22 protein-coding genes are annotated in these 22,686 nt (G+C 33.5%); 20 read left to right on the top strand and 2 right to left on the bottom strand.

The genetic code is table 11. The features are described from left to right. Positions 1–70 precede the first annotated feature (70 nt). The 4 genes from LGK97_RS08565 to lon all read left to right on the top strand — a co-directional run bounded on the left by LGK97_RS08565 (position 71) and on the right by lon (position 3,981). A complete protein-coding gene (locus LGK97_RS08565) occupies positions 71–433 on the top strand; it encodes a DUF3990 domain-containing protein (protein WP_226259339.1) in 363 nt (120 codons plus the stop codon). Beyond that, positions 433–903 (top strand): hypothetical protein, encoded by a 471-nt coding sequence (locus LGK97_RS08560; protein WP_226259338.1) that lies wholly within the window; start codon positions 433–435, stop codon positions 901–903. The genes LGK97_RS08565 and LGK97_RS08560 overlap by 1 nt, the downstream gene beginning before the upstream one ends. Positions 904–1,044: 141 nt before the next feature. Beyond that, the gene (locus LGK97_RS08555) at positions 1,045–1,461 is read left to right on the top strand and encodes a MarR family winged helix-turn-helix transcriptional regulator (protein WP_226259337.1); all 417 of its coding nucleotides are present in this window, start codon (positions 1,045–1,047) and stop codon (positions 1,459–1,461) included. Between the two features lie 117 nt (positions 1,462–1,578). Beyond that, positions 1,579–3,981 (top strand): endopeptidase La, encoded by a 2,403-nt coding sequence (gene lon / locus LGK97_RS08550; protein ID WP_226259336.1) that lies wholly within the window; start codon positions 1,579–1,581, stop codon positions 3,979–3,981. A 125-nt stretch (positions 3,982–4,106) separates the two neighbouring features. Here the strand turns inward: lon and LGK97_RS08545 are convergent, their stop codons facing one another. After that, positions 4,107–5,132 carry a DUF3048 domain-containing protein gene (locus LGK97_RS08545; protein ID WP_226259335.1) on the bottom strand — a complete coding sequence of 342 codons (1,026 nt, stop codon included), beginning with the start codon at positions 5,130–5,132 and terminating at the stop codon, positions 4,107–4,109. 460 nt (positions 5,133–5,592) lie between these two features. On the opposite strand from LGK97_RS08545, the gene LGK97_RS08540 reads away from it, so the two are divergent. The 16 genes from LGK97_RS08540 (at position 5,593) to LGK97_RS08465 (ending at position 22,272) form a co-directional block, all read left to right on the top strand. Then, complete coding sequence (locus LGK97_RS08540; RefSeq protein WP_226259366.1) at positions 5,593–7,050, top strand: NAD(P)/FAD-dependent oxidoreductase; 1,458 nt, start codon at positions 5,593–5,595, stop codon at positions 7,048–7,050. A gap of 36 nt (positions 7,051–7,086) precedes the next feature. Beyond that, positions 7,087–8,343 (top strand): NAD(P)/FAD-dependent oxidoreductase, encoded by a 1,257-nt coding sequence (locus tag LGK97_RS08535; protein ID WP_226259334.1) that lies wholly within the window; start codon positions 7,087–7,089, stop codon positions 8,341–8,343. 5 nt (positions 8,344–8,348) lie between these two features. Continuing rightward, positions 8,349–8,705: a DUF1667 domain-containing protein gene (locus tag LGK97_RS08530; RefSeq protein WP_226259333.1), complete on the top strand. Its 357-nt coding sequence runs from the start codon at positions 8,349–8,351 to the stop codon at positions 8,703–8,705. A 145-nt stretch (positions 8,706–8,850) separates the two neighbouring features. Further along, a complete protein-coding gene (locus LGK97_RS08525) occupies positions 8,851–9,426 on the top strand; it encodes a glycerol-3-phosphate responsive antiterminator (protein ID WP_226259332.1) in 576 nt (191 codons plus the stop codon). Between the two features lie 124 nt (positions 9,427–9,550). Further along, a complete protein-coding gene (gene glpK / locus LGK97_RS08520) occupies positions 9,551–11,041 on the top strand; it encodes a glycerol kinase GlpK (protein ID WP_226259331.1) in 1,491 nt (496 codons plus the stop codon). A 51-nt stretch (positions 11,042–11,092) separates the two neighbouring features. Next, positions 11,093–11,797 carry an MIP/aquaporin family protein gene (locus LGK97_RS08515; protein ID WP_226259330.1) on the top strand — a complete coding sequence of 235 codons (705 nt, stop codon included), beginning with the start codon at positions 11,093–11,095 and terminating at the stop codon, positions 11,795–11,797. A gap of 394 nt (positions 11,798–12,191) precedes the next feature. After that, positions 12,192–13,649 carry an NAD(P)/FAD-dependent oxidoreductase gene (locus tag LGK97_RS08510; RefSeq protein WP_226259329.1) on the top strand — a complete coding sequence of 486 codons (1,458 nt, stop codon included), beginning with the start codon at positions 12,192–12,194 and terminating at the stop codon, positions 13,647–13,649. Between the two features lie 19 nt (positions 13,650–13,668). After that, positions 13,669–14,925: an NAD(P)/FAD-dependent oxidoreductase gene (locus tag LGK97_RS08505; protein WP_226259328.1), complete on the top strand. Its 1,257-nt coding sequence runs from the start codon at positions 13,669–13,671 to the stop codon at positions 14,923–14,925. A gap of 5 nt (positions 14,926–14,930) precedes the next feature. Then, positions 14,931–15,296, top strand: a complete 366-nt coding sequence (locus tag LGK97_RS08500; RefSeq protein ID WP_226259327.1) for a DUF1667 domain-containing protein — start codon at positions 14,931–14,933, stop codon at positions 15,294–15,296. 120 nt (positions 15,297–15,416) lie between these two features. Next, a complete protein-coding gene (gene glpK, locus LGK97_RS08495) occupies positions 15,417–16,907 on the top strand; it encodes a glycerol kinase GlpK (protein ID WP_226259326.1) in 1,491 nt (496 codons plus the stop codon). A gap of 50 nt (positions 16,908–16,957) precedes the next feature. Beyond that, a complete protein-coding gene (locus LGK97_RS08490) occupies positions 16,958–17,662 on the top strand; it encodes an MIP/aquaporin family protein (protein WP_226259325.1) in 705 nt (234 codons plus the stop codon). Between the two features lie 314 nt (positions 17,663–17,976). After that, the gene (locus LGK97_RS08485; protein WP_226259324.1) at positions 17,977–19,494 is read left to right on the top strand and encodes a LolA family protein; all 1,518 of its coding nucleotides are present in this window, start codon (positions 17,977–17,979) and stop codon (positions 19,492–19,494) included. 233 nt (positions 19,495–19,727) lie between these two features. Beyond that, positions 19,728–20,156: a MarR family winged helix-turn-helix transcriptional regulator gene (locus tag LGK97_RS08480; RefSeq protein WP_413228426.1), complete on the top strand. Its 429-nt coding sequence runs from the start codon at positions 19,728–19,730 to the stop codon at positions 20,154–20,156. Positions 20,157–20,180: 24 nt separating this feature from the next. Then, positions 20,181–21,605, top strand: a complete 1,425-nt coding sequence (locus LGK97_RS08475; protein WP_226259323.1) for an MFS transporter — start codon at positions 20,181–20,183, stop codon at positions 21,603–21,605. 90 nt (positions 21,606–21,695) lie between these two features. Beyond that, positions 21,696–21,884, top strand: a complete 189-nt coding sequence (locus tag LGK97_RS08470) for a ferredoxin (protein ID WP_226259322.1) — start codon at positions 21,696–21,698, stop codon at positions 21,882–21,884. Positions 21,885–21,930: 46 nt separating this feature from the next. Next, on the top strand, positions 21,931–22,272 hold the full coding sequence (locus LGK97_RS08465; protein WP_226259321.1) for a cupin domain-containing protein: 342 nt from the start codon (positions 21,931–21,933) through the stop codon (positions 22,270–22,272). 115 nt (positions 22,273–22,387) lie between these two features. On the opposite strand, the gene LGK97_RS08460 is transcribed toward LGK97_RS08465, so the two are convergent. Further along, a complete protein-coding gene (locus LGK97_RS08460) occupies positions 22,388–22,666 on the bottom strand; it encodes an SDR family NAD(P)-dependent oxidoreductase (RefSeq protein ID WP_226259364.1) in 279 nt (92 codons plus the stop codon). Between the last annotated feature and the right edge of the window lie 20 nt (positions 22,667–22,686).

Genomic DNA, 22,686 nt, shown 5'->3' with positions numbered 1-22,686 from the left:
CTTTATAGTATAATAATATTAATTAACATAGAACTAAAGGAAATGATTTTGTTTGCGAGGAGTAAAAGATATGGATAATATAAAAACTATTTATCATGGTAGTATAGGATTAGTTAAAAAGCCACTATATGGATATAGAGCAGATGATAGTTATTTTCAAATAGCTGAAAATTTTTTATCAAACCAATTAGCTTTAGAAGTATTATCTGATGCACTACACTTAGGTAAATTAGGTATACAGTTTGTTTTAATTAGTAATAAATCATTTGAAAGAATTAGTTATATAAGTAGTGAATTATGCAGTGCTAATGAGTTATATGATGATTATTTGTTAAATGATAGAACAGCCAGATTTTATTTCAGACAATTATTACGTGAGAGTTTCAATAATGGAAAAACTTTTGTACGGGATTTATTAGGAGGAAGAGCATAGTGAATAATAATAAATATGTTATTTATGATGAAGTTTATTTTACTGATGTTGAAAAACAAATGATATCTACATTTCAAGATGGAAGCAGTCTTCTTCCTAATATAGATATACCTTGGATGATTAAATGCTTCATGAAATCAACACACAGAAAAAAAGTAGAGCAAGGACATCCACATTGGATAGGTAAAATAGGTGCAGTTGCAATACGAGATTTGTTAGAGAATGTTGATTATCCTAAAAGTGACAAAGATAAATATTATTATGGTAATAAGCTTTATTGGATAGGAAAAGTTTATAATTATGTTAGTTATAAATATGATATTCATTGTAGTAAATTAATAGATTTAATATCTGTAGATGATATGTTAAAACAATATGTTACTATGCATGAAACAGGATTAGATCATGCAGCTGAACACTTATATAATATATTTATAAAGGATAAATATATTATCCCAATATTAACATAGTTATAAATTAACTCATTATTTTTAAAATACTTCGACTTTATATTTATGAGGTTCTTATGGCATTAAAGTTTGACAAACCACCCAATAAGGGTTAAAATAATATTAGGGAAAGCCTAACTAAATAAAAGGCAAGGTGATGATTTGGATACCAATAGACATTTATATGAGACTTACAGTAGTCTTATGAAAGTAAAAGGAGAATGTTCTTGTAAGCTAATAGATGAACTTAATATGTCAGAATTAACCCTTCGTCAAATTGAATATATAAAGAAAATCGGAAAATATGATTCTATTACAATTAGTGGTCTTGCAGAAATTTTAAATTTGTCTAAACCATCAATTACAGAAATGGTTAAGAAATTTATAAAACTAGATTGTGTTTATAAAAAACAATGTGCGGAAGATGGAAGGGTACAATATATATATCTTACTGAGAGGGGAGAATGCATAGCCAGATTTGAGGATCTAGAAGTTAAAAGATTAGTAGCGAAAATGTTAGAAAGCCTTGATGATGGTGAGATAAATATTTTAATAAGCATTTTACTTAAGATCAAGTAACAAGTAAAGTACAACTCATAAATTAGATATAAAGTTAGGTTAATAAAAACTAATTAAATCGGTTTCTAGAAAATATTTTATTAAAAAATAATAGGAACAACATATGGAGGAATTAAGATGAATGAACTAAATAACAGCAAAGATTTACCTGTAGTGATTATACCAAATTTAGTCATGTTTCAGGGAAAAGATATTAAGGTAATATTAAGTGGAGATATTAATAATGAATTTTACCACAGAGTGGAGAAAGACGATTTTTATGCTATTGCATTAACAATGAAAGAAAACACAGATGAAGCAATAGATGAAGAAGTAAGTGAAAAGAATAATCTTTATACAGTTGGGGCACTAATTAAAATAAAAAATAGAAAAGAACTGAAAGATTCTTATGAATATAGTATAGATTTTTTAGAAAGAGTAGAAGTAGAAAATTTAACTGAGGATGGTTATAATTTTAGAGCTACTTATAAACTTATTCCTGATATCATGGACTTAGATGAAAAAAATGAGCAGCAAATGTTAGAGTCTATAAAGAAATTAACTACTGGAATCAGTAAAAACTTTAGAGGATCTGAGACTTATGTTGAGTATATTAATAAAATAGATAATGTTTCTGATGTTATTGCATACTTAATCCCTTATGTGAATCTATCAAGTGAAGAGAGACAAGCATTTCTGGAAATACGTTCATTACAAAAGAGAAGTTTGAAGTTTTTAGATTTATTAATACTGCATAAGAAATCTATAGAATTTCAATTAGAAATGGCATTAAAGTTTAATGAGGATATCAATAAGAATCATAGAGAATCTATGCTTCGCAAGCAACTACAGGTTATTCAAGAAGAATTAAATGAAAAAGATAGTAGTGAGGGAAAAAAGAAAAAAGGATATAAAGAATTAATAGAAGCAGCAGGTATGTCGGATGAAGTTAAAGAAGCGGCATTAGGGGAACTTAGTAAACTAGAACGTCAAAATCCAAATAGTTCAGAAAGTAACGTAATTCAAAACTATTTGGATTTGTTAACAAAGCTTCCATGGGGTAAAAGTGAGATTAAAGACATTGATATTAAGGAATCCAGAAGGATATTAGATGATAAGCATTACGGACTTGAAAAAGTAAAGAAACGTATAATTCAACACATAACTGTAATGAAGTTAAAACAAAATAGACAAGGTTCAATTTTATTACTAGTGGGACCTCCAGGAACGGGTAAAACTAGTTTAGGTAAAAGTATAGCAGAGGCCTTAGGACGTAAATATGTTAGGGTAAGTCTTGGTGGAGTTCGTGACGAAGCTGAAATTAGAGGACATAGAAGAACTTATATAGGAGCATTGCCAGGAAGAATAATTCAAGGAATGAAAAAAGCTGGTGAAAGCAATCCCGTATTTATATTAGACGAAGTGGACAAGTTAACCTCATCTACAAACGGAGACCCAACTAGTGCATTGTTAGAAGTTTTAGATCCTGAGCAAAATAATGCCTTTGCAGATCATTACCTAGAAGTACCTTATGATTTATCAGATGTATTCTTTATTGCTACAGCAAATTCACTAAAAGGTATTCCAGGACCACTTGTAGATCGTATGGAAGTTATAGATATTAGTAGTTATACAAGCAATGAAAAGTTCCATATTGCAAAGGATCATTTGGTAGAGTCAGTTCTAGAGGAAAATGGATTAAGTAATGATAAACTGCAATTTGAGGATGAAACTTTAAAAGTTATAATAGAAAAATACACAAGAGAAGCTGGAGTAAGGTCGCTAAAACGTCAGATATCTGCAGTAACAAGAGTTGTTTCAGAAAAGATAGTTGAAAAAAGCGTTGAGTTACCATACGTAATAAAGGAAGACATGCTCTTTGATATTTTAGGGCATGAAGTTGCAAGTCATGCTAGGGTAAATAAAATTAATCCACCAGGAGTTGTAACAGGCCTCGCTTGGACACCAGTTGGAGGAGACATATTATTTATTGAGGGTGCAATGATGCCAGGAAAGGGAGAACTAATCCTAACAGGACAACTTGGAGATGTAATGAAGGAATCAGCTAAGATTTCTCAAAGTTTAATTAGATCAAGACTAGCTTTCAATCAAAAGGGGCTTGAATTTAATAAATATGATTTGCACATTCATGTACCGGCTGGATCTATTCCAAAAGATGGTCCATCTGCAGGGGTAGGCTTATTTACAAGTATTGCGTCCCTAGTTACTGGGTATCCAGTGGATCCGAATCTTGCAATGACTGGTGAGATTTCCTTAAGAGGTGCAGTGATGCCTGTTGGTGGAATTAAAGAAAAAGTGTTAGCTGCTCATCGTGCAGGAATTAAAAGAATAATACTGCCAAAAGAAAATGAAAAAGATATAACAGACATTCCAAAGGATGTACAAAAGGAATTAGAATTCATTCTTGTAGAAACTATTGAAGATGTTATTAAGGAAACTATAGGAATTGAACTACCTAAATTGAATTTCTTGGTACCAGGTAGCACTGGGAAAATGGCGGAACTTCACGTAAGTCAGTAAATAATATGTATTACTCATGGTAAGTTAAGTGAGTTATGATTAACAAACACATAAAAGTCCTGCAACCTATAAGCGTACACGCTAAGTTGCAGGACTTTTTCATATGCTTAATAAAAATCTATAACCTATTTGATATCAATAACGGTATTTTCATCTACGATGTTCCACCAAGTGTTCCCAGGGCTTAATGGCAAATCATTACCCTGATCATCTGTTAAATGAGTTTGGGAAGCAGAATCTTTTTTGGACCAGTGCATTTTTGTAAATTTACCATTGCTAATAACGTAACCATTACCTTGGCCTACAAGGGCGATGTCTATATGATTTCCATCTGATTGCAATTTAATAGAGGTTATTTGTACTACTATGTTCTTAAAAGCTAATGGAAGTTTGTCCTCTTTATTAGTTGAAGTAGTTCCATCCATGCTTTTATAATAAAGACCATCCTTATAGGTATAACTAGTAGTGTAAAATTTATTTATTTTCAAAAGTACATCAGTAGCTTGTGAAAGTTTATCACTTTCCCAATAGCTCTTATCAAATTTTAATTTTACAGTAGGAGCTTTAATAAAGTTTTTTGTTTTAACAAGCTCTCTTAACTCTTCAGTGGAGGTATAAAGGTTATGGGGAGCCGTGCGCTCGTTATCTCTCCAGTAAGTTGACCCATATGCCATTTCATTCATACTCATTAAATTTTCATTTTTTATTTCAATCAGTGCCTCTTCACTTCCACCACAGTGGGCAAAGGGCAGGTTATATTCTTTAGAAATATCAAGGAAATAAGATCTAGCGCTTCTAATTGGGCCTACCTTTTCAGCCTTATTCTTTTGAAATAACGCAATAAATCTAGGTATGCCTCCTTCAGCCAAGGTTTCATATACAATATCTGCATTATTTAGGCCTGATTGAGGTCTTGCATTTACTGAGTTTTCAACTATTGCAAGCACAGCAATGTTATCTAAAACTTCTTTTTTTACTTCTTCACCTGTATAGGCAGAAAAATATTTTTGTAGATTACTAACAGGTGGTGATGTTTTGGCAGGGGCTGACTGATTTGGAATAGTGTTAGATTCAGACTTTTTAGTGCACCCTGTAGCAATAAAGCTTATTGTAATAATTAGACATAATAATAGTTTAGAATTATTTTTCAAGTTACTCATCTCCTTAGGGAATAGAAAGTGGTAAGTTATATAATGATAATAATCCATGTCATCATATACTATATGCTAGCAATAACAGTAAAAGTAGCACAAGATAATACTATCATATGTATGGTATATAAAAAAGATAAGCTTACAAATAAAGCAGAGGGGGTATTTGCTTTGTGCTACCGAAATGTATCAAAATAATAAAGATAGAATAATATTGAAATTATTCATAATTAGAAGTATTGATTATTTTATAAGTTTATGGTATAGTTATCTTAATAAGATATTTTGGCCGAGAATTTGAGAGCCACAATTAGAGTTTTATACTTTAATTGTGGTTTTTTGTTTTTTATTATATATGAAATAGCTTGCGGAAGTGACTGTGGATAACATCTATATACTAGAGGTTGTCACTTTTGCCACTTGCCACGTGGGTGGCACTATAAAGAGGAGTGATTATTTAATGTATGATGTAATAATTATTGGAGCAGGAATTATAGGTGCATCTGTAGCTAGAGAAATTAGCAAATACAATTTGAAGGTAATAGTAGTGGAAAAAGAAATAGATGTAGCTTCTGGAACAACAAAAGCTAACAGTGCAATTGTTCATGCGGGCTTTGATGCAGAGCCAAATACTTTTAAAGGTAGATTAAATGCTAAAGGCAACGCTATGTTTGATAGGTTGTCAAAGGAGCTTGATTTTCCATTTAAGAAAAATGGATCTTTAGTTCTATGCTTTGATGAGGCTGATAAAGAAAACCTAGAATTACTTAAGAAACAAGGTGAAATTAATGGAGTTCCTGGTCTTCAAATATTAACAGGGGAAGAAACTAGAGAAATGGAACCGAATGTCTCTAAAAAAGTAGTAGCAGCCTTATTTGCACCAACAGGAGGGATAGTTTGTCCTTATGAAATGAATATAGCCATGGCTGAAAACTCTTTTATTAATGGTGTGGAATTTAAGTTTGGGGCTAAGGTGGTGGACATTAAAAAGATTCATGATGGGTATAGTTTGTTAATAAATAAACATGAGTCTAAAGACGTCATATCTATTATAGAAGGGAAAGTAATTATAAATGCAGCTGGTTTGTATTCAGATGTAATAAATAATTTTATTTCTGATGAAAAGTTTAGTATTTTACCTAAGAAAGGTGAGTACTGCTTATTTGACAAAGCTGTGGGGAATTTGGTTACAAAAACTATATTTCAATTACCTACAAAGCTAGGAAAAGGAGTATTAGTTACGCCCACAGTTGATGGAAATTTACTTATAGGACCAAACGCCATAGATGTAGATGAAAAAGAAAACTTGGATACTACCAAAGAGGGCTTAGATGAAATTATTGATAAAGCTAGGTTAAGTATAGAAAGCATACCAACAAATCAAATTATCACTTCTTTTTCAGGCTTAAGGGCTAAAAATAAAAATGATGATTTTATAATTGGTGAAGTGAAAAATTCGCCTGGATTTATAAATGTTGCAAGTATTGACTCCCCAGGGTTAACTTCTGCACCGGCAATTGCAGAAATGGTTGCTACCATGGCAAGGGATATTTTGAAAGCCACTCTAAAAGAGAATTTCATAAGCACAAGAAAAGGCATTGTGAGATTTAGGGAACTTAATAATGTTCAAAGAGATGCTCTTATAAAGAGTAATCCTGAATATGGAAAAGTAGTGTGTAGATGCGAAGTAGTTACTGAGGGTGAAATAAAGGATGCAATTAGAAGACCACTAGGAGCTAAAACTATTGATGGAGTTAAAAAAAGAACAAGGACTGGAATGGGAAGATGTCAAGCTGGTTTTTGCACTTCAAGAGTTGTAGATATTCTAAGCACGGAATTAAACCTTCCTAAAGAGGAGATTACAAAGTTTGGAGGAAAATCTAGCTTGGTAATTGGTAAAAATAAAGACAATTTCTAAAAGAGATTTTTTGCAATATTATAGGGGAGGCTATTTATGAAGCACATTGATATAGTAATAATCGGAGGCGGGCCTGCGGGGCTTGCAGCAGCTATAGCAGCTAAAGAAGAGGGCATAGAAAATATTTTAATATTAGAAAGAGAAAGCGAGCTTGGGGGAATATTGAATCAGTGCATTCATAATGGGTTTGGACTGCATACTTTTAAAGAGGAGCTCACAGGACCTGAGTACGCTACTAGATATATTGATAAGGTAAAGGAATGTAAGATACCATACATATTAGATACTATGGTATTAGAAATAACAAAGGAAAAGGTTATAACAGCAGTGAGTGGAAGTGGAATCATAGAAATTACTGCAAAAGCAATTATTTTGGCCATGGGATGTAGAGAAAGACCTCGGGGAGCTATAAATATTCCGGGTAGCAGATGTGCGGGAGTTCTTACTGCAGGTGCTGCTCAAAAGTTTGTTAATATTGAAGGATATATGCCTGGAACAGAAGTGGTGATTCTAGGATCAGGTGATATAGGACTTATAATGGCTAGAAGAATGACATTTGAAGGCGCTAAAGTAAAAGCAGTTGTGGAGCTCGAACCTTTTTCAAGTGGCTTAAAAAGAAATGTGGTTCAGTGCCTAGATGATTATAACATTCCATTAAAACTAAGTCATACGGTTGTAAATATTAAAGGGAAAGATAGATTAGAAGGTGTAACTATTGTAAAAGTGGACGAAAACAAAAGGCCAATTAAAGGAACAGAGGAATTCATAAGCTGTGATACACTACTTCTTTCAGTAGGCCTTGTTCCAGAAAATGAGCTATCTAAAAGTGCAGGAGTTTCCTTATCAGGGGTTACCGGTGGACCACTTGTAAATGAATCAATGGAAACAAATATTGAAGGAATATTTGCCTGTGGTAATGTTTTGCATGTTCATGACTTAGTTGACAATGTATCCTCAGAAAGTGCCAGTGCAGGAAAAACAGCAGCCAGATATGTAAAGGAAGATAAAACACAGGGAGAGTATATTAGTGTTAATGGAACTTGTGGCGTAAGATACACTGTTCCTTCGTTAATTAATAGTTCAAAGGTAGACAAGTCAATAACAGTAAGGTTTAGAGTAGGAAAGGTGTTTAAAGAAAGCTATATATCACTATATTTTGATGAAACTAGGGTGCTTCATATTAAGAAAAAGATACTTGCACCAGGAGAAATGGAAGAACTGAAAATTCCAAAGACTATTTTTGATAAATATCCTAATTGCAAAGAAATAACAGTAAAGATAGAAAAGGAGTAAGGGTTATGGAAAAGAGAGAATTAATATGCATAGGTTGCCCTACTGGATGCATGCTAAGTGCTGAAATCAGTGATGAAAGTAATGTACGCATAACTGGTAATGCTTGCAAAATAGGTGAGACTTATGGAATGAAGGAATGTATCAGTCCTACGAGAATTTTGACTTCCACAGTGGAGGTAATCGGCACCGATAAGTTAATGCTTCCAGTTAAAACAGAAAGGGATGTTCCAAAGGATAAAATTTTAGAATGCATTAAGGCTTTAAAGGGAATAAAGGTAAAGGCGCCGATTAACATTGGAGATATAATTTTAAAAGATGTTGCCAATACTGGTGTGAATTTCATTGCAACTAAGGATATTTAGAACAATTATAGAATAATACAACTAAAATGTACAATATGACCAAAATGTGCATATTAAAAAAAACTATTGACTATCCAATTGGGATATGTAAAAATAGAGTTCAATAGTGCCATTATTAGTTAAATATAAATCTGGAGGCAATAAAATGAATGCATTCTCCTTTGAGGAACTTTTAATAGAAAATCCAGTAGTTGGTGCGATTAGGAATGATAATGACTTAAAAAAGATAACTCTAAGTAAAGTTCAAATTGTATTTATACTTTATGGTTCAATTACAAACATAAAAGAAATATGTGATACTTTAAAAAAGGTCAATAAAATCGTATTTATTCATGTAGATATGATAGATGGATTAAAAAGTGATCAAAAGGGGATTGAGTTTATTAAACAACATGCAAACCCTTTTGGAATAATTACTACAAAGCAAAATAATATTAAGTATGGACATAAATTAGGGTTATATACTATTATGAGAATATTTGTTATAGATTCTTTGTCCCTTGAAACAGGTATAAAGAATATACAAGCAGTTTCACCTAATGCAGTTGAGGTTATGCCGGGGATTGCCAGTAAGATAATAAGATCTCTTGAGAAGGAGATAAATCTTCCTATAATTGCAGGTGGTTTAATAAATACAAAAAAAGAAATAATGGAATCTATAAGTGCAGGTGCCATGGCAGTATCTACAACGGCACAGGAACTCTGGGATTTAAACAATTAAATAGATCTATGTTAGGCTAGAGAAATGAGAGCTGAGCAAGATAAAGGTTTTATACTTTATTTTGTTCGGCCTTTTCTATATTCACAAGGTAACCGATTACATTTGAAAATGGAGGGGTATTAAAATGAGTAAGTTTGTAATGGCGTTAGACCAAGGGACAACCAGTTCAAGGTGTATTTTATTTAATAAGGAAGGACTTATTGAAAGTAGTGCACAAAAAGAGTTTGACCAAATTTATCCAAATGCAGGTTGGGTAGAACATAATCCCATAGAAATATGGTCCTCACAATTCTCTGTTGCTATTGAAGCAATGGCAAAGGTGGGCGCAGAAGCTTCAGACATAGCAGCCATTGGAATAACGAATCAAAGAGAAACTACAATTGTATGGGACAAAAGGACAGGCTTACCGGTTTACAATGCTATAGTATGGCAATGTAGAAGAACAGCAAATATGTGTGATGATCTTAAAGCAAAAGGCTTTGATAAGGTTGTAAAAGAAAAGACTGGGTTAATTCTTGACGCATATTTCTCAGGAACAAAGGTTAAATGGATTCTTGATAATGTAGAAGGTGCAAGAGAAAATGCTGAAAAAGGTAACTTATTATTTGGAAATGTTGATGCTTGGCTAATTTGGAATTTGACTAAGGGAAAAACATATGTAACTGATTATTCTAATGCTTCAAGAACTATGTTATTTAATATCCATGAATTAAAATGGGACGCGGAAATCTTAAAAGAGTTAAATATACCTTTATGCATGTTGCCAGAAGTTAAACCATCAAGCTGTGTTTATGGGAATACAGATGCAACTTTATTTGGAGCTGAAATACCAATAGCTGGAGCTGCAGGAGATCAACAAGCTGCGCTATTTGGACAATGCTGCTTTGAACCTGGAACTGCTAAAAACACTTACGGAACTGGAGCTTTCCTTTTAATGAACACTGGAGAAAAAGCTGTAGAATCAAAAAATGGATTATTAACCACTATTGCTTGGGGCGCAGAGGGAAAAGTTGAATATGCACTTGAGGGCAGTGTATTTATTGCTGGAGCTGCAATTCAGTGGTTAAGAGATGAACTTAGAATGATAGATAATGCGGCAGACTCTGAGAGATATGCAACAGCAGTTGAAGATACAAATGGAGTGTACATGGTTCCTGCTTTTGTAGGACTTGGAGCACCATACTGGGATCAATATGCAAGAGGTGCAATCGTTGGATTAACAAGAGGAGCAAAAAAAGAACATCTAATTCGTGCAACTTTAGAATCTATAGCATATCAAACTAATGACGTGCTAAAAGCAATGCAAGAAGATTCTGGAATTGAACTTAAGGCTTTAAAAGTTGACGGTGGAGCTTGTGCAAATAACTTCTTAATGCAATTCCAGGCAGATGTATTAGGAGTGCAAGTTGATAGACCTGAAATAATTGAGACAACTGCACTTGGGGCAGCTTACCTTGCAGGACTTGCTGTAGGATACTGGAAGGATAAAGAAGACATACGTAGCAATTGGGCACTATCAAGAGCGTTTAAGGCTAATATGGAAGTGGAAAAAAGAGAAGAATTGCTTAAGGGGTGGCATAAAGCGGTTGGTAGATCTCAGGATTGGGCAGAGTAATTTAAGTTTATTCTAATAAATTTTTAATTAGTATTAAGGGGGATGGTATTAATGTCAATTTATTTAGCGGAATTTTTAGGAACTGCAATGCTAATTCTACTAGGGGATGCAGTAGTTGCAAACGTAATACTTAGTAAAACAAAAGGCAATAACGGTGGGTTAATAGTTATAGCCTTTGGGTGGGCGCTAGCTGTTGCTATACCAGCATTTATTTTTGGACCAATATCGGGAGCAAGCTTTAATCCAGCTTTGACTTTAGCTTTAGCTGTAATAGGAAAGTTACCTTGGGACCAGGTGCCAGGATACATTATTGCACAGATGCTTGGTGCCATAGTAGGAGCTTGTCTAGTTTACTTACATTATAGAAATCATTTTGATGCTACAGAGGATGCAGATACAAAAAGAGCTGTATTCTGCACAGCACCAGCTATAAGAGACACTTTCCAAAACTTTGTTTCAGAATTTATTGGTACTTTCATATTAGTATTTGCACTTTTAGGTTTTGTAAATACAAAATTTGCTGATGGAGTTGGTGGTCTGGTTGTAGGGGGTATTATTTTAGTAATTGGTTTAACCTTAGGTGGTACAACTGGTTACGCAATTAACCCAGCAAGGGATTTAGGACCAAGAATAGCACATGCTTTCCTTCCAATCAAAAACAAACAAGGGTCTGATTGGGGATATGCATGGATTCCAATAGTTGCACCTATATGCGGAGCTATAGTTGCTGCAGTGTTCTTCCAAGCGATATTTTAGGTGCCACCCACGTGGCAAGTGGCAAGTAGAATGTGTTAATGCATGAAACCTGCTTCACAGAGTGGCAAACCATAACTATTAAAATTAAAATTTAAATTTAAATGAAAAATCAGTTAATCCATAAATAGGTTAACTGATCTTTTATTTAAATTTGTATACTTGGAAAAGTCCTTAGAAATTAGTGTAAAGATTAGCACAAAACATTCTTCAAATACATACAATAAAGTAATAAACCAAAATAAAATTCATATACTTATTATATGGGAAACATATTCATTAGAATTAACTATATATCTTGGCTGAGAATTTGAGAGCCACAATTAAAGCATTAAACTTTAATTGTGGTTTTTTGTTTTACTAAAACAGTACAAGCAAAAATCAAGGGGGTCATTTAATGTATGATGTAGTAATTATAGGTGCAGGAATTATAGGAGCGTCTATTGCCAGGGAAATTAGTAAATATAATTTGAAGGTAATTAACGTTGAAAAAGAATTAGACTTGGCAATGGGAACAACAAAAGCTAATAGTGCAATTGTACATGGGGGTTTTGATGCCAAACCAAATACACTAAAGGCTAAACTAAACGTCAAGGGTAATTCTATGTTTGAGAAGTTATCAAAGGATTTAGATTTTCCATTTATTAAAAATGGTTCTTTGGTTCTATGCTTTGATGAAGCGAGTAGGGGAGACCTAGAGCTGCTCAAAGAGCAAGGTGAAATTAATGGAGTGCCTGATCTTAAAATATTAAGCGGAGAAGAAACAAGGAAGATGGAACCTAATGTTTCAGAAAATGTTGTGGCAGCATTATTTGCCCCTACAGGTGGAATAGTTTGTCCTTATGAAATGAATATAGCAATGGCGGAAAATGCCTTTAGTAATGGTGTGGAATTCAATTTTGGAGAGCAAGTAGTGGGCGTGGAGAAAATTCGTGGTGGATATAAACTATTAATAAGTGATGATAAGTGCCCAGAAACAAAAGCTACCATAGAAGGCAAGGTTATTATAAATGCAGCTGGCTTATATTCGGATGTAATAAATAATCTAATAGCACATGAGAAGTTTAATATTAAACCTAGAAAAGGCGAATATTGTTTGTTTGATAAAGTTACTAAAGATTTAGTTACAAAAACTATATTTCAGCTACCTACAAAGCTAGGAAAAGGAGTATTAGTTACCCCAACAGTGGATGGGAATTTACTTATAGGGCCTAATGCTGTGGATATAGAAGATAAAGAAAACTTAGATACTACAAAAGAAGGATTAGATGACATTATTAATAAAGCTAGATTAAGCATAAAAAATATACCCACAAATCAAATAATTACCTCTTTCTCGGGACTCAGAGCAAGAACTAACAGTGATGACTTTATAATAGGTGAAGTAAAAGATTTACCTGGATTTGTAAATGTTGCAGGTATTGAGTCACCAGGATTAACTTCTGCACCAGCAATTGCAGAAATGGTTGCACTTATGGTAAAAGATATGTTGAAAGCAACTTTAAAAGACAATTTTATAAGTACAAGAACGGGCATTATAAAATTTAGAGAATTAAATAATGAAAAAAAAGAGGCTCTTATAAAGAGTAATCCTCAATATGGAACAATAGTCTGTAGATGTGAAGTTATTACTGAAGCAGAAATAAAAGACTCCATTAATCGGCCCTTAGGAGCTACAACTATTGATGGAGTTAAAAGAAGAACGAGAGCTGGCGGAGGAAGATGCCAAGCGGGTTTTTGCATCTCAAGAGTTGTAGATATTTTATGCAAAGAATTAAACCTTGACCTCACAGAAGTTACAAAGTCTGGAGGAGAATCAAAACTATTAGTTGGAAAAAACAAGGCAAATTTATAATATAACAGGGGGGCTATTTATGCAAAACATTGACATGGTAATAATCGGTGGTGGCCCTGCAGGCATTGCAGCAGCTATAGCAGCTAGGGAGGATGGGATAGAAGATATTTTAATATTAGAAAGGGAAAATCAGCTTGGGGGAATATTAAATCAGTGTATTCATAATGGATTTGGTCTTCATACCTTCAAAGAGGAACTCACAGGACCTGAGTACGCCATTAGATTTATTGATAAAGTGAAGGAATATAAAATACCCTATGCATTAAGCACTATGGTATTAGAAATAACTAAGGAAAAGGTTATAACAGCAGTGAGTGGAAGTGGTGTCCTAGAAATTAAAGCAAAGGCGATTATTTTGGCTATGGGTTGCAGGGAGAGGCCTCGAGGAGCAATAAATATCCCAGGTAGTAGATGCGCTGGTATTCTTACTGCAGGTACAGCTCAAAAGTTTGTAAATATTAAAGGATATATACCTGGAAAGACAGTTGTTATTTTAGGTTCTGGGGATATTGGACTCATAATGGCAAGGAGAATGACCTTAGAGGGTGCAAAAGTAAAAGCAGTGGTGGAACTTATGCCCTATTCAAGTGGGTTAAAAAGAAACGTTGTTCAATGTTTAGATGACTACAATATTCCACTAAAACTTAGTCATACTGTTGTAAATATAAAAGGCAAAGACAGACTAGAGGGAGTGACCATTGCAAAAGTTGATGAAAACAGGAGGCCCATTAAGGAAACTGAGGAATTTATAAGTTGTGATGCATTACTTTTATCTGTGGGATTAATTCCAGAAAATGAACTGTCTAAAAGTGCAGGAGTTATATTATCAGATATAACAGGGGGGCCAATTGTAAATGAGTCAATGGAGACGAATATTGATGGTATATTTGCTTGTGGCAATGTGCTACATGTCCATGATTTAGCTGATAATGTATCTCTAGAAAGTTCTAGTGCAGGAAAAGAAGCAGCAAAGTATGTAAATGGAGATAAAAAACACGGTGAGTATATTAAAGTTCGAGGAGAGTGTGGAGTACGATATACAGTTCCATCGCTAATTGACAGTTCAAAGGTTGATAAATTTATAACAATAAGATTTAGAGTCGGAGAGGTATTTAAAGAGAACTACGTATCACTATATTTTGATGAAACTAGAATGGTCCATATTAAAAAACGAATACTTACTCCAGGGGAAATGGAAGAATTAAAAGTTCCTAAAACTTTTTTTGAAAAGTGTTCTAATTGTAAAGAAATAATAGTAAAGATAGATAAGGAGTAAACATTATGGAAAAGAGAGAATTAATTTGTATAGGGTGTCCAATGGGATGTGTCCTTTACGTAGAAATCGGTGATGGAAGTAATGTACAAGTAACAGGAAACAGCTGTAAAATAGGAGAAGAGTATGGAATAAAGGAATGTACAAGTCCTACAAGAATTTTAACTTCTACAGTGGAGGTAATCCATGGGAGAGAGTTAATGCTACCAGTTAAGACTGAAAAGGATATCCCTAAAAATAAGATTGAAGAATGTATGAGAGATTTAAAGAAAGTAAAGGTAAATGCCCCAATTAATATTGGCGATATAATTTTAAAAAATGTTGCAAATACTGGTGTAAGTTTTATTGCAACTAAAAGTATTAAAAATAACTAAATTAGTGTATTTTATGGCAGAGAAATGAGAGCCGTGTGAATTTAAAAGTTTAAGACTTTATTTTGCGCGGCTTTTTTCTATATAAAATAATCAATTAAGTAAAAAGTGGGGGGTATTAAAATGAACAAATTTGTAATGGCACTAGATCAAGGGACAACCAGTTCAAGATGTATTTTATTCAACAAACAGGGACTAATTGAAAGTGTTGCACAAAAGGAGTTTACTCAGATTTATCCAAATGCAGGTTGGGTAGAACATGATCCTATGGAAATATGGTCCTCACAATTATCAGTTGCTGTAGAAGCAATGGCAAAGGTTGGAGCGAATGCCGATGACATTGCAGCTATTGGAATAACAAATCAAAGAGAAACTACTATTGTATGGGATAAAAGAACAGGAGTACCTGTCTACAATGCTATTGTGTGGCAATGTAGAAGAACAGCTAATATGTGTGATGAACTTAAAGCGAAAGGCTTTGATAAAGTTGTAAAAGAAAAAACTGGATTAGTTCTGGATGCATATTTTTCAGGGACAAAGGTTAAATGGATTCTTGATAATGTAGAAGGTGCAAAGGAAGACGCTGAAAATGGTCACTTATTATTCGGAAATGTGGATGCTTGGCTAATTTGGAATTTGACTAAAGGAAAAACACATGTAACTGATTATTCTAATGCTTCAAGAACTCTACTCTTTAATATTCATGAATTAAAATGGGACGAAGAAATATTAAATGAGTTAAATATACCTTTATGCATGTTACCAGAAGCTAAACCGTCAAGTTGTATTTATGGAAATACAGATTCATCTTTATTTGGCGCTGAAATACCAATATCAGGAGCGGCTGGAGATCAACAAGCTGCACTATTCGGGCAATGCTGCTTCGAGGCTGGAACTGCTAAAAACACTTATGGAACTGGAGCTTTCCTTCTAATGAACACAGGAGAAAAAGCTGTAGAATCAAAAAATGGCTTATTAACTACAATTGCTTGGGGAGCTGAGGGAAAAGTTGAATATGCACTTGAAGGTAGCGTATTTATTGCTGGAGCTGCGATTCAATGGTTAAGAGATGAACTTAGAATGATAAAAAATGCTGCAGATTCTGAGAAATATGCAATGGAAGTTGAAGACACTAATGGAGTTTACATGGTTCCTGCCTTTGTAGGACTTGGAGCACCATACTGGGATCAATATGCAAGAGGGGCAATTGTTGGATTAACAAGAGGAGCAAAAAAAGAACATTTAATTCGTGCTACCTTGGAATCAATAGCATATCAAACTAACGACGTATTAAAAGCAATGCAAGAAGACTCTGGAATTGAACTTAAAGCATTAAAGGTTGACGGGGGAGCTTGTGCAAATAACTTCTTAATGCAATTCCAAGCAGATATACTTGGAGTTCAAGTTGATAGACCAGAAATAATTGAAACTACAGCACTTGGTGCAGCTTACCTTGCAGGACTTGCAGTAGGTTATTGGAAAGATAAAGAAGACATCCGTAGTAATTGGGCATTATCAAGATCATTTATGGCTAATATGGAAGCAGAAAAAAGAGAAGCATTACTTGTTGGATGGCATAAAGCAGTTGGTAGATCTCAAAACTGGGCAGAGTAATTTTAGATTATTTTAATAAATTTTAATTAATATTATAAGGGGGATATTCAATGTCAATTTATTTAGCGGAATTTTTAGGAACAGCAATGCTGATTTTATTAGGGGATGCAGTAGTTGCCAACGTACTACTAAATAAAACAAAAGGTAATAACAGCGGATTAATAGTTATAGCATTTGGATGGGCATTAGCTGTTGCCATTCCTGCATTTATCTTTGGACCAATATCAGGCGCAAGTTTTAACCCAGCCTTGACTTTATCCTTAGCAGTAATCGGAAAATTCCCTTGGGAGCAAGTGCCAGGATATATTGTTGCACAAATGGGTGGCGCTATAGTAGGAGCTTGTCTTGTTTATCTACATTATAGAGATCATTTTGAGGCTACAGAAGATGCAGATTTAAAAAGAGCTGTATTCTGTACTGGACCTGCTATAAGAAACACTTTCCAAAACTTTGTTTCAGAATTCATAGGCACTTTCATATTAGTATTCGCTCTTTTAGGTTTTGTAAATACAAAATTTGCTGATGGAGTTGGTGGTCTGGTTGTAGGTGGTATCATATTAGTAATCGGTTTAACTTTAGGTGGAACAACAGGTTACGCAATTAATCCAGCAAGGGACCTTGGACCAAGAATAGCACATGCTTTCCTTCCAATCAAAAACAAACAAGGTTCAGACTGGGGATATGCATGGATACCAGTAGTAGCACCAATATGTGGAGCTATAGTAGCAGCAGTATTCTTCAAATCAGTTTTTTAGTGCCACCCACGTGGCAAGTGGCATGTTCTAATGCATAGAGCTTGATTCACGTGGTAGTAAATATTAATTACGTAAAAGAAATCAGTTAATCCCTAAGTGGATAAACTGATTTCTTTTATTTTAGCCCATAAATTGCTTTATTTAAAACCATTTTGGTTTTCTTGCATATAGGATTACAATAATACTAAAGATAATAAGCAAGATTAAAAATAATATTGTGGATTACTGTAATATTAATGGTCACTTAGCGTCTTTATTGTTGTAAACCTAGCTAGGAAAGAAGGAGTTGAACTTATCACGAGGAGGAGTAGGTTATGAGCTTTAATGAAAAAGAATTATCTTATTATATTGATAGTTTAAATGATGAAAAGAAACCTAAAGAACATGATAATGAAATAAGTTCAAAAAAATTTATTCTTTCTTTAGGGTCTATTGCAGCAGTGCTCGCGATATTTTTCACAGCAAATATGGTGCTCCCAATTGGAAAGAATAACATAGTCTACGCTATGACAAAGGCCTATAACGAGATGAAGACTTATCATGGAATAATTCAAATTGTAACTATAAACAATGCGGGAAATGAAGAAATGCAAGGTAAAATAGAAGCATGGTCTGATAAATCAGGACAATATTACGTAAAGGAATTAGAAGGTTTTCAAAAGGGTTTAGTTACAGTAAATAATGGTAAGCAAAAATGGCAGGTACAGCCTACAGAAAAGGAAGTAGATATTTTCCCAGTTTTTCCTGATCTATATAGATTTGCTTTTGAGATTGGAAAGGAAATAGATCAGATTAAAAGTGCTGTATCCACAAAGGTTGTGGGAGATGAAACTATAGCCGGGAGACTTACTACAATTTTGGAAGTGACACCACAAGGGGGAAGTACCTATAAAATTTGGATTGATAAAGAAAGTAAAATGCCACTACAAAAGCAATCCAGCATTACAAATTCCACACAATATAAAATATCCTACGCAAGTATAGATTTTAAAGATGCCATACCAAAAGAGCTAATGGTATATAATTTACCAGAAGGGTTCAAAGAAGTGAATACCAGCCCTGAACAACTAGTAACCAACATTGAGGAAGCTAAAGGCATTGTTGACTTTATGCCAAAGTTACCACAAGAGATTCCTAATGGATACAATAAAGGTATTATATCTGTAGTCACTAATGATCAAACTGTTAAGACAAGTTACACTTCCACAGATGAAAAGAAAACTATAATACTTTTGCAAGGAAAATCAAAGGGTAAATTAGTACCTGTTTATTCTGCAATCCTTGGAAAAGTCGATAATAATATTGCAGAAATACAATATCCTATGGAAAGCACCTCTAGAGTATTAGGTGGTGGTATGTATGACAGTATGACTAATATAAATTCCATTAGGTGGCAACAGGATGGGTTAGAATTTACAATGCTTGGAGATACAACGCTTACAGAATTAGCTACATTCATAAAAGCCACCACCAATAGCACTGTGGAGTTGCCAAAAGATGAAGCATTGATAAAGGCACCTAAAGTAAAAGTTCCCTATGATTTAGAAACTGAAAGAAATGATCAAAAAAGTATAGATGCAGGACATTCACCTTGGAGACTTGACCCTGTTTTTGTTTCCCAAGTTTTTGTAAGTTTAAAAATTTCACCTCAAGGTATTGTAGGAGATTATCCTATTAAAGAAGAGGATTTAAAACTTATTGAAAAAAATGATAAAGAGGCTATTGTTGAGGTAAGTGGAAGTAAAACACCTATAACAAAGGTTTACTTAGAGAGATTAGTAAGACAAGATTCTACAGGGATATGGACTGTGGTTGGATATGACCCAAAATAACCTTTCAAACCTTAATATTATAATTTAGAATATTTTTATATAAATTAGGATTTTGTTTTATAGAATTAGCAAGTGGAAACTAGGATTTAGTAACTAGTTTTTACTTGCTAATTTTTTCTTTGCATAGCAAGAAATATAGTTGACTAATCAATCAAATATGGTTATAATAAGGTTGACTTGTCAATCAAAATGATAATGATTTCTTTATAATAAGATATGAAAGGGGTTAACCATTGCAAGAGGATATGATACTTTTGATTAAATTAAATAATAAGATCTTCAGAACTACACAAGTCTACTTGGATAAAGCATTAAAAGAATTCGGATTAAGTAGCGGTTCTTACCCATACTTACTTGTATTAAATAAAAATGAAGGTATTAGTCAAAGTCAGATAAGTAAAGAGATAGGTTATGATAAGGCAATGTCAGCGAGAACTATCACAAAACTTATAAATCTTGGATATTTAGATAGAAAAGAAGATGAATCTGATTCTAGAGCATATAAGTTATATTTAACAGGTAAGGCTAAGATTATAATTCCAAAGATCCTTGATGAAATTAACAAGTTGGCAAATTCTATAACCGTGAATTTAAGCGAAGAGGAGAAGAGTATTACAATGGATTCCTTAAGCAAGATTCTAAATAACATTAAAAACATTTAAGTCAATACATAAAGGAGAAACAGAATGGATTTAGTAAAAGATAGTGGTAACAAAAATAGGTGGATGATATTATTTATAGTTGTAATGGTAACTTTTATGTCTACCCTAGATAGTAGCATTGTAAATGTAGCACTGCCTGTTATGGCTAAGGATTTGAACGTAACATCAGCTAGCATCCAATTGGTAGTAACAAGTTATTTAATTATAATTTCAGCAACCATATTAATATTTGGAAGATTGGGAGATATGCTAGGTAAAACAAAGGTATTTAAGTTTGGAATAGCTTTGTTTACAGTAGGTTCTTTATTTTGTGGAATAACAAGCTCACTTTTAATTTTAGTTATAGCCAGGGGAGTACAGGCAATAGGTGCAGCTGCGGCCATGGCAAACAGTCAAGGTATTATTGCTGAAGTATTTCCAGCAAATGAAAGAGGAAGAGCACTAGGAATTACAGGAACCTTCGTGGCTCTAGGATCTTTAGTGGGTCCACCTTTAGGAGGATTCATAGTAGATGCTTTTAGTTGGGAATATATATTTTTAATAAATGTGCCAATAGGTATAATAACTTTATTTTATGGTTTTAGGATGCTTCCTAAAGGACACAAAACTACAAAGGGAAAGCTAGATGGATTAGGATCAGTGCTATTTATGTTTGCAATAGTTCCTTTATTTGTAGCTCTAGGTCAAGGACAAGAGATTGGATTTACTAAACCAATAATCTTGCTGGGCTTTTTATTGGCAATTATCTCATTTATTGCGTTTATTATGGTGGAGAAAAAACTCGAAAATCCTTTATTAGAATTACAGATTTTTAAAGATCGCTTATTTTCACTGAGTATTTTTTGTGGGTTTCTATCTTTTGTAGGTATTTTTAGTTCAATAATTATTCAGCCTTTTTATCTTCAAGATGTACTTAAACTCTCTCCGGGATCAGCAGGATTAGTACTTACAGCATATCCTTTAATTTTGGCTGTAGTAGCACCAATTAGTGGATATTTATCTGATAAAATAGGGTCGGAGGTTCTAACTTTTATTGGTTTATCGTTGATATGTATAGCCTTATTATTAATGTCAACGCTAAATGAGCATTCTTCTATAATAAACATGATATCTTTTATAGTAATAATGTCCATTGGAAGCGGACTATTTCAATCACCTAATAATTCCTTAATAATGTCTACGGTACCTAGAGACAAATTAGGAATTGCTGGAAGTGTAAATGCACTTATAAGAAATCTTGGAATGATATGTGGAATAGCCTTAGCTACTACCATTTTATATAACAGAATGAGTTATAAAATGGGATATCATGTAATGGATTATGTTGTAGGACGAGATGATATATTTATTTACGGCATGAGGATTGTGTACATAACTGCAGCAGCAATTTGCATGATTGGGGTGGTTTTAACTGCATTAAGATTATATAGAAATAAAGCTAAAGTTTGATTCAAATCACATCTATAACATTTAGTTCTGGTTATAATTAACTCATAAAGATTCACTAGGAAAAACACTTAAATAAAGGAGATTGTTATTATGAAAGCTTTTGTGGATAAAGACACTTGCATAGGATGTGGGTTATGTGAAGGGATATGCCCCAAAGTTTTTAGGATGGGCGATGATAACCTTGCAAATGCATCAGAAGATGAAATTCCGGAAATACTAATTAAAAGTGCAAAAGAGGCAGAAGATGCATGTCCAGTAAGTGCAATAATAGTAGAATAATCAATATCATAATTAAAATTAAAAGTTAAATGAAGGAGGAAATACTATGAAAATCGAAAAAATATCGGACAAAATAATATATAGCGAGGAAAAGTTTACTAAAAGGGTTCTTTTCAATGAAAATAGGCTTTTAAACTTTATTCTAAACTTTAAACCAGGCCAAGGAGTTCCAGCTCATAACCACGAGCAAAGTGATCTTATAGTTCACGTACTTGTTGGTAATGGTGAAATGGGTGTAGATGGCGTTATGCACAATATTACTGAAGGGGACGTTATACATTGCAAGGGCACTGAAGTATTTAGTTTAAAAAATACTGGAGATAAAGATATGTCACTTTTCGTAATTCTTGGACCAAATCCATCTCCTGTGTATTCAAAAGAAGTATAGTAAATAGACTTAAAGATTTTATAAAAATCTTAACTGACGTTTGGATATACTTAATAGTATAAGATAAGAAATAATAAAAAACCTTTGAAAATTAAATTTTTCAAAGGTTTTTTGATTATAATTGTTTATATAAAATTTCTTTTTTATCACCCTTGGTGTAAAGTTCCCAATAGGATTCAGCGATTAGATCTGGATCAAAAAATGTTCCTGATTGTACTACCCCGCCAATAGTGATAGTACCAACAGTAATTCCACAAGGTGACAGTTCATCTGCCAGTGTGAAAGCTAAATTCCGTAAACCTGCTTTGCTTATTGATGCAGAAGCCCTTGAAGCAACCGGATTTAATGCTAGCATTCCGCCAGTAAATAGGATTGTTCCTTTTTGGCGTTCAATTCTGCTAAAATCTTTTCCCC

Origin of the sequence: Clostridium sp. CS001 (genome assembly GCF_020443565.1) — a bacterium.
Lineage (GTDB): Bacteria > Bacillota > Clostridia > Clostridiales > Clostridiaceae > Clostridium_AD.
The sequence above is the reverse complement of the archived record's forward strand: the minus strand, read 5'-3'. Positions and strand labels throughout refer to the sequence as shown.

Excerpts from the sequence above, each read along its gene's own strand:
- LGK97_RS08565 (WP_226259339.1), top strand. The coding sequence starts at position 71 with ATGGATAATATAAAAACTATTTATCATGGTAGTATAGGATTAGTTAAA.
- lon (WP_226259336.1), top strand. The coding sequence starts at position 1,579 with ATGAATGAACTAAATAACAGCAAAGATTTACCTGTAGTGATTATACCA.
- LGK97_RS08540 (WP_226259366.1), top strand. The coding sequence starts at position 5,593 with ATGTATGATGTAATAATTATTGGAGCAGGAATTATAGGTGCATCTGTA.
- LGK97_RS08535 (WP_226259334.1), top strand. The coding sequence starts at position 7,087 with ATGAAGCACATTGATATAGTAATAATCGGAGGCGGGCCTGCGGGGCTT.
- LGK97_RS08530 (WP_226259333.1), top strand. The coding sequence starts at position 8,349 with ATGGAAAAGAGAGAATTAATATGCATAGGTTGCCCTACTGGATGCATG.
- LGK97_RS08525 (WP_226259332.1), top strand. The coding sequence starts at position 8,851 with ATGAATGCATTCTCCTTTGAGGAACTTTTAATAGAAAATCCAGTAGTT.
- glpK (WP_226259331.1), top strand. The coding sequence starts at position 9,551 with ATGAGTAAGTTTGTAATGGCGTTAGACCAAGGGACAACCAGTTCAAGG.
- LGK97_RS08515 (WP_226259330.1), top strand. The coding sequence starts at position 11,093 with ATGTCAATTTATTTAGCGGAATTTTTAGGAACTGCAATGCTAATTCTA.
- LGK97_RS08510 (WP_226259329.1), top strand. The coding sequence starts at position 12,192 with ATGTATGATGTAGTAATTATAGGTGCAGGAATTATAGGAGCGTCTATT.
- LGK97_RS08505 (WP_226259328.1), top strand. The coding sequence starts at position 13,669 with ATGCAAAACATTGACATGGTAATAATCGGTGGTGGCCCTGCAGGCATT.
- LGK97_RS08500 (WP_226259327.1), top strand. The coding sequence starts at position 14,931 with ATGGAAAAGAGAGAATTAATTTGTATAGGGTGTCCAATGGGATGTGTC.
- glpK (WP_226259326.1), top strand. The coding sequence starts at position 15,417 with ATGAACAAATTTGTAATGGCACTAGATCAAGGGACAACCAGTTCAAGA.
- LGK97_RS08490 (WP_226259325.1), top strand. The coding sequence starts at position 16,958 with ATGTCAATTTATTTAGCGGAATTTTTAGGAACAGCAATGCTGATTTTA.
- LGK97_RS08485 (WP_226259324.1), top strand. The coding sequence starts at position 17,977 with ATGAGCTTTAATGAAAAAGAATTATCTTATTATATTGATAGTTTAAAT.
- LGK97_RS08475 (WP_226259323.1), top strand. The coding sequence starts at position 20,181 with ATGGATTTAGTAAAAGATAGTGGTAACAAAAATAGGTGGATGATATTA.
- LGK97_RS08470 (WP_226259322.1), top strand. The coding sequence starts at position 21,696 with ATGAAAGCTTTTGTGGATAAAGACACTTGCATAGGATGTGGGTTATGT.
- LGK97_RS08465 (WP_226259321.1), top strand. The coding sequence starts at position 21,931 with ATGAAAATCGAAAAAATATCGGACAAAATAATATATAGCGAGGAAAAG.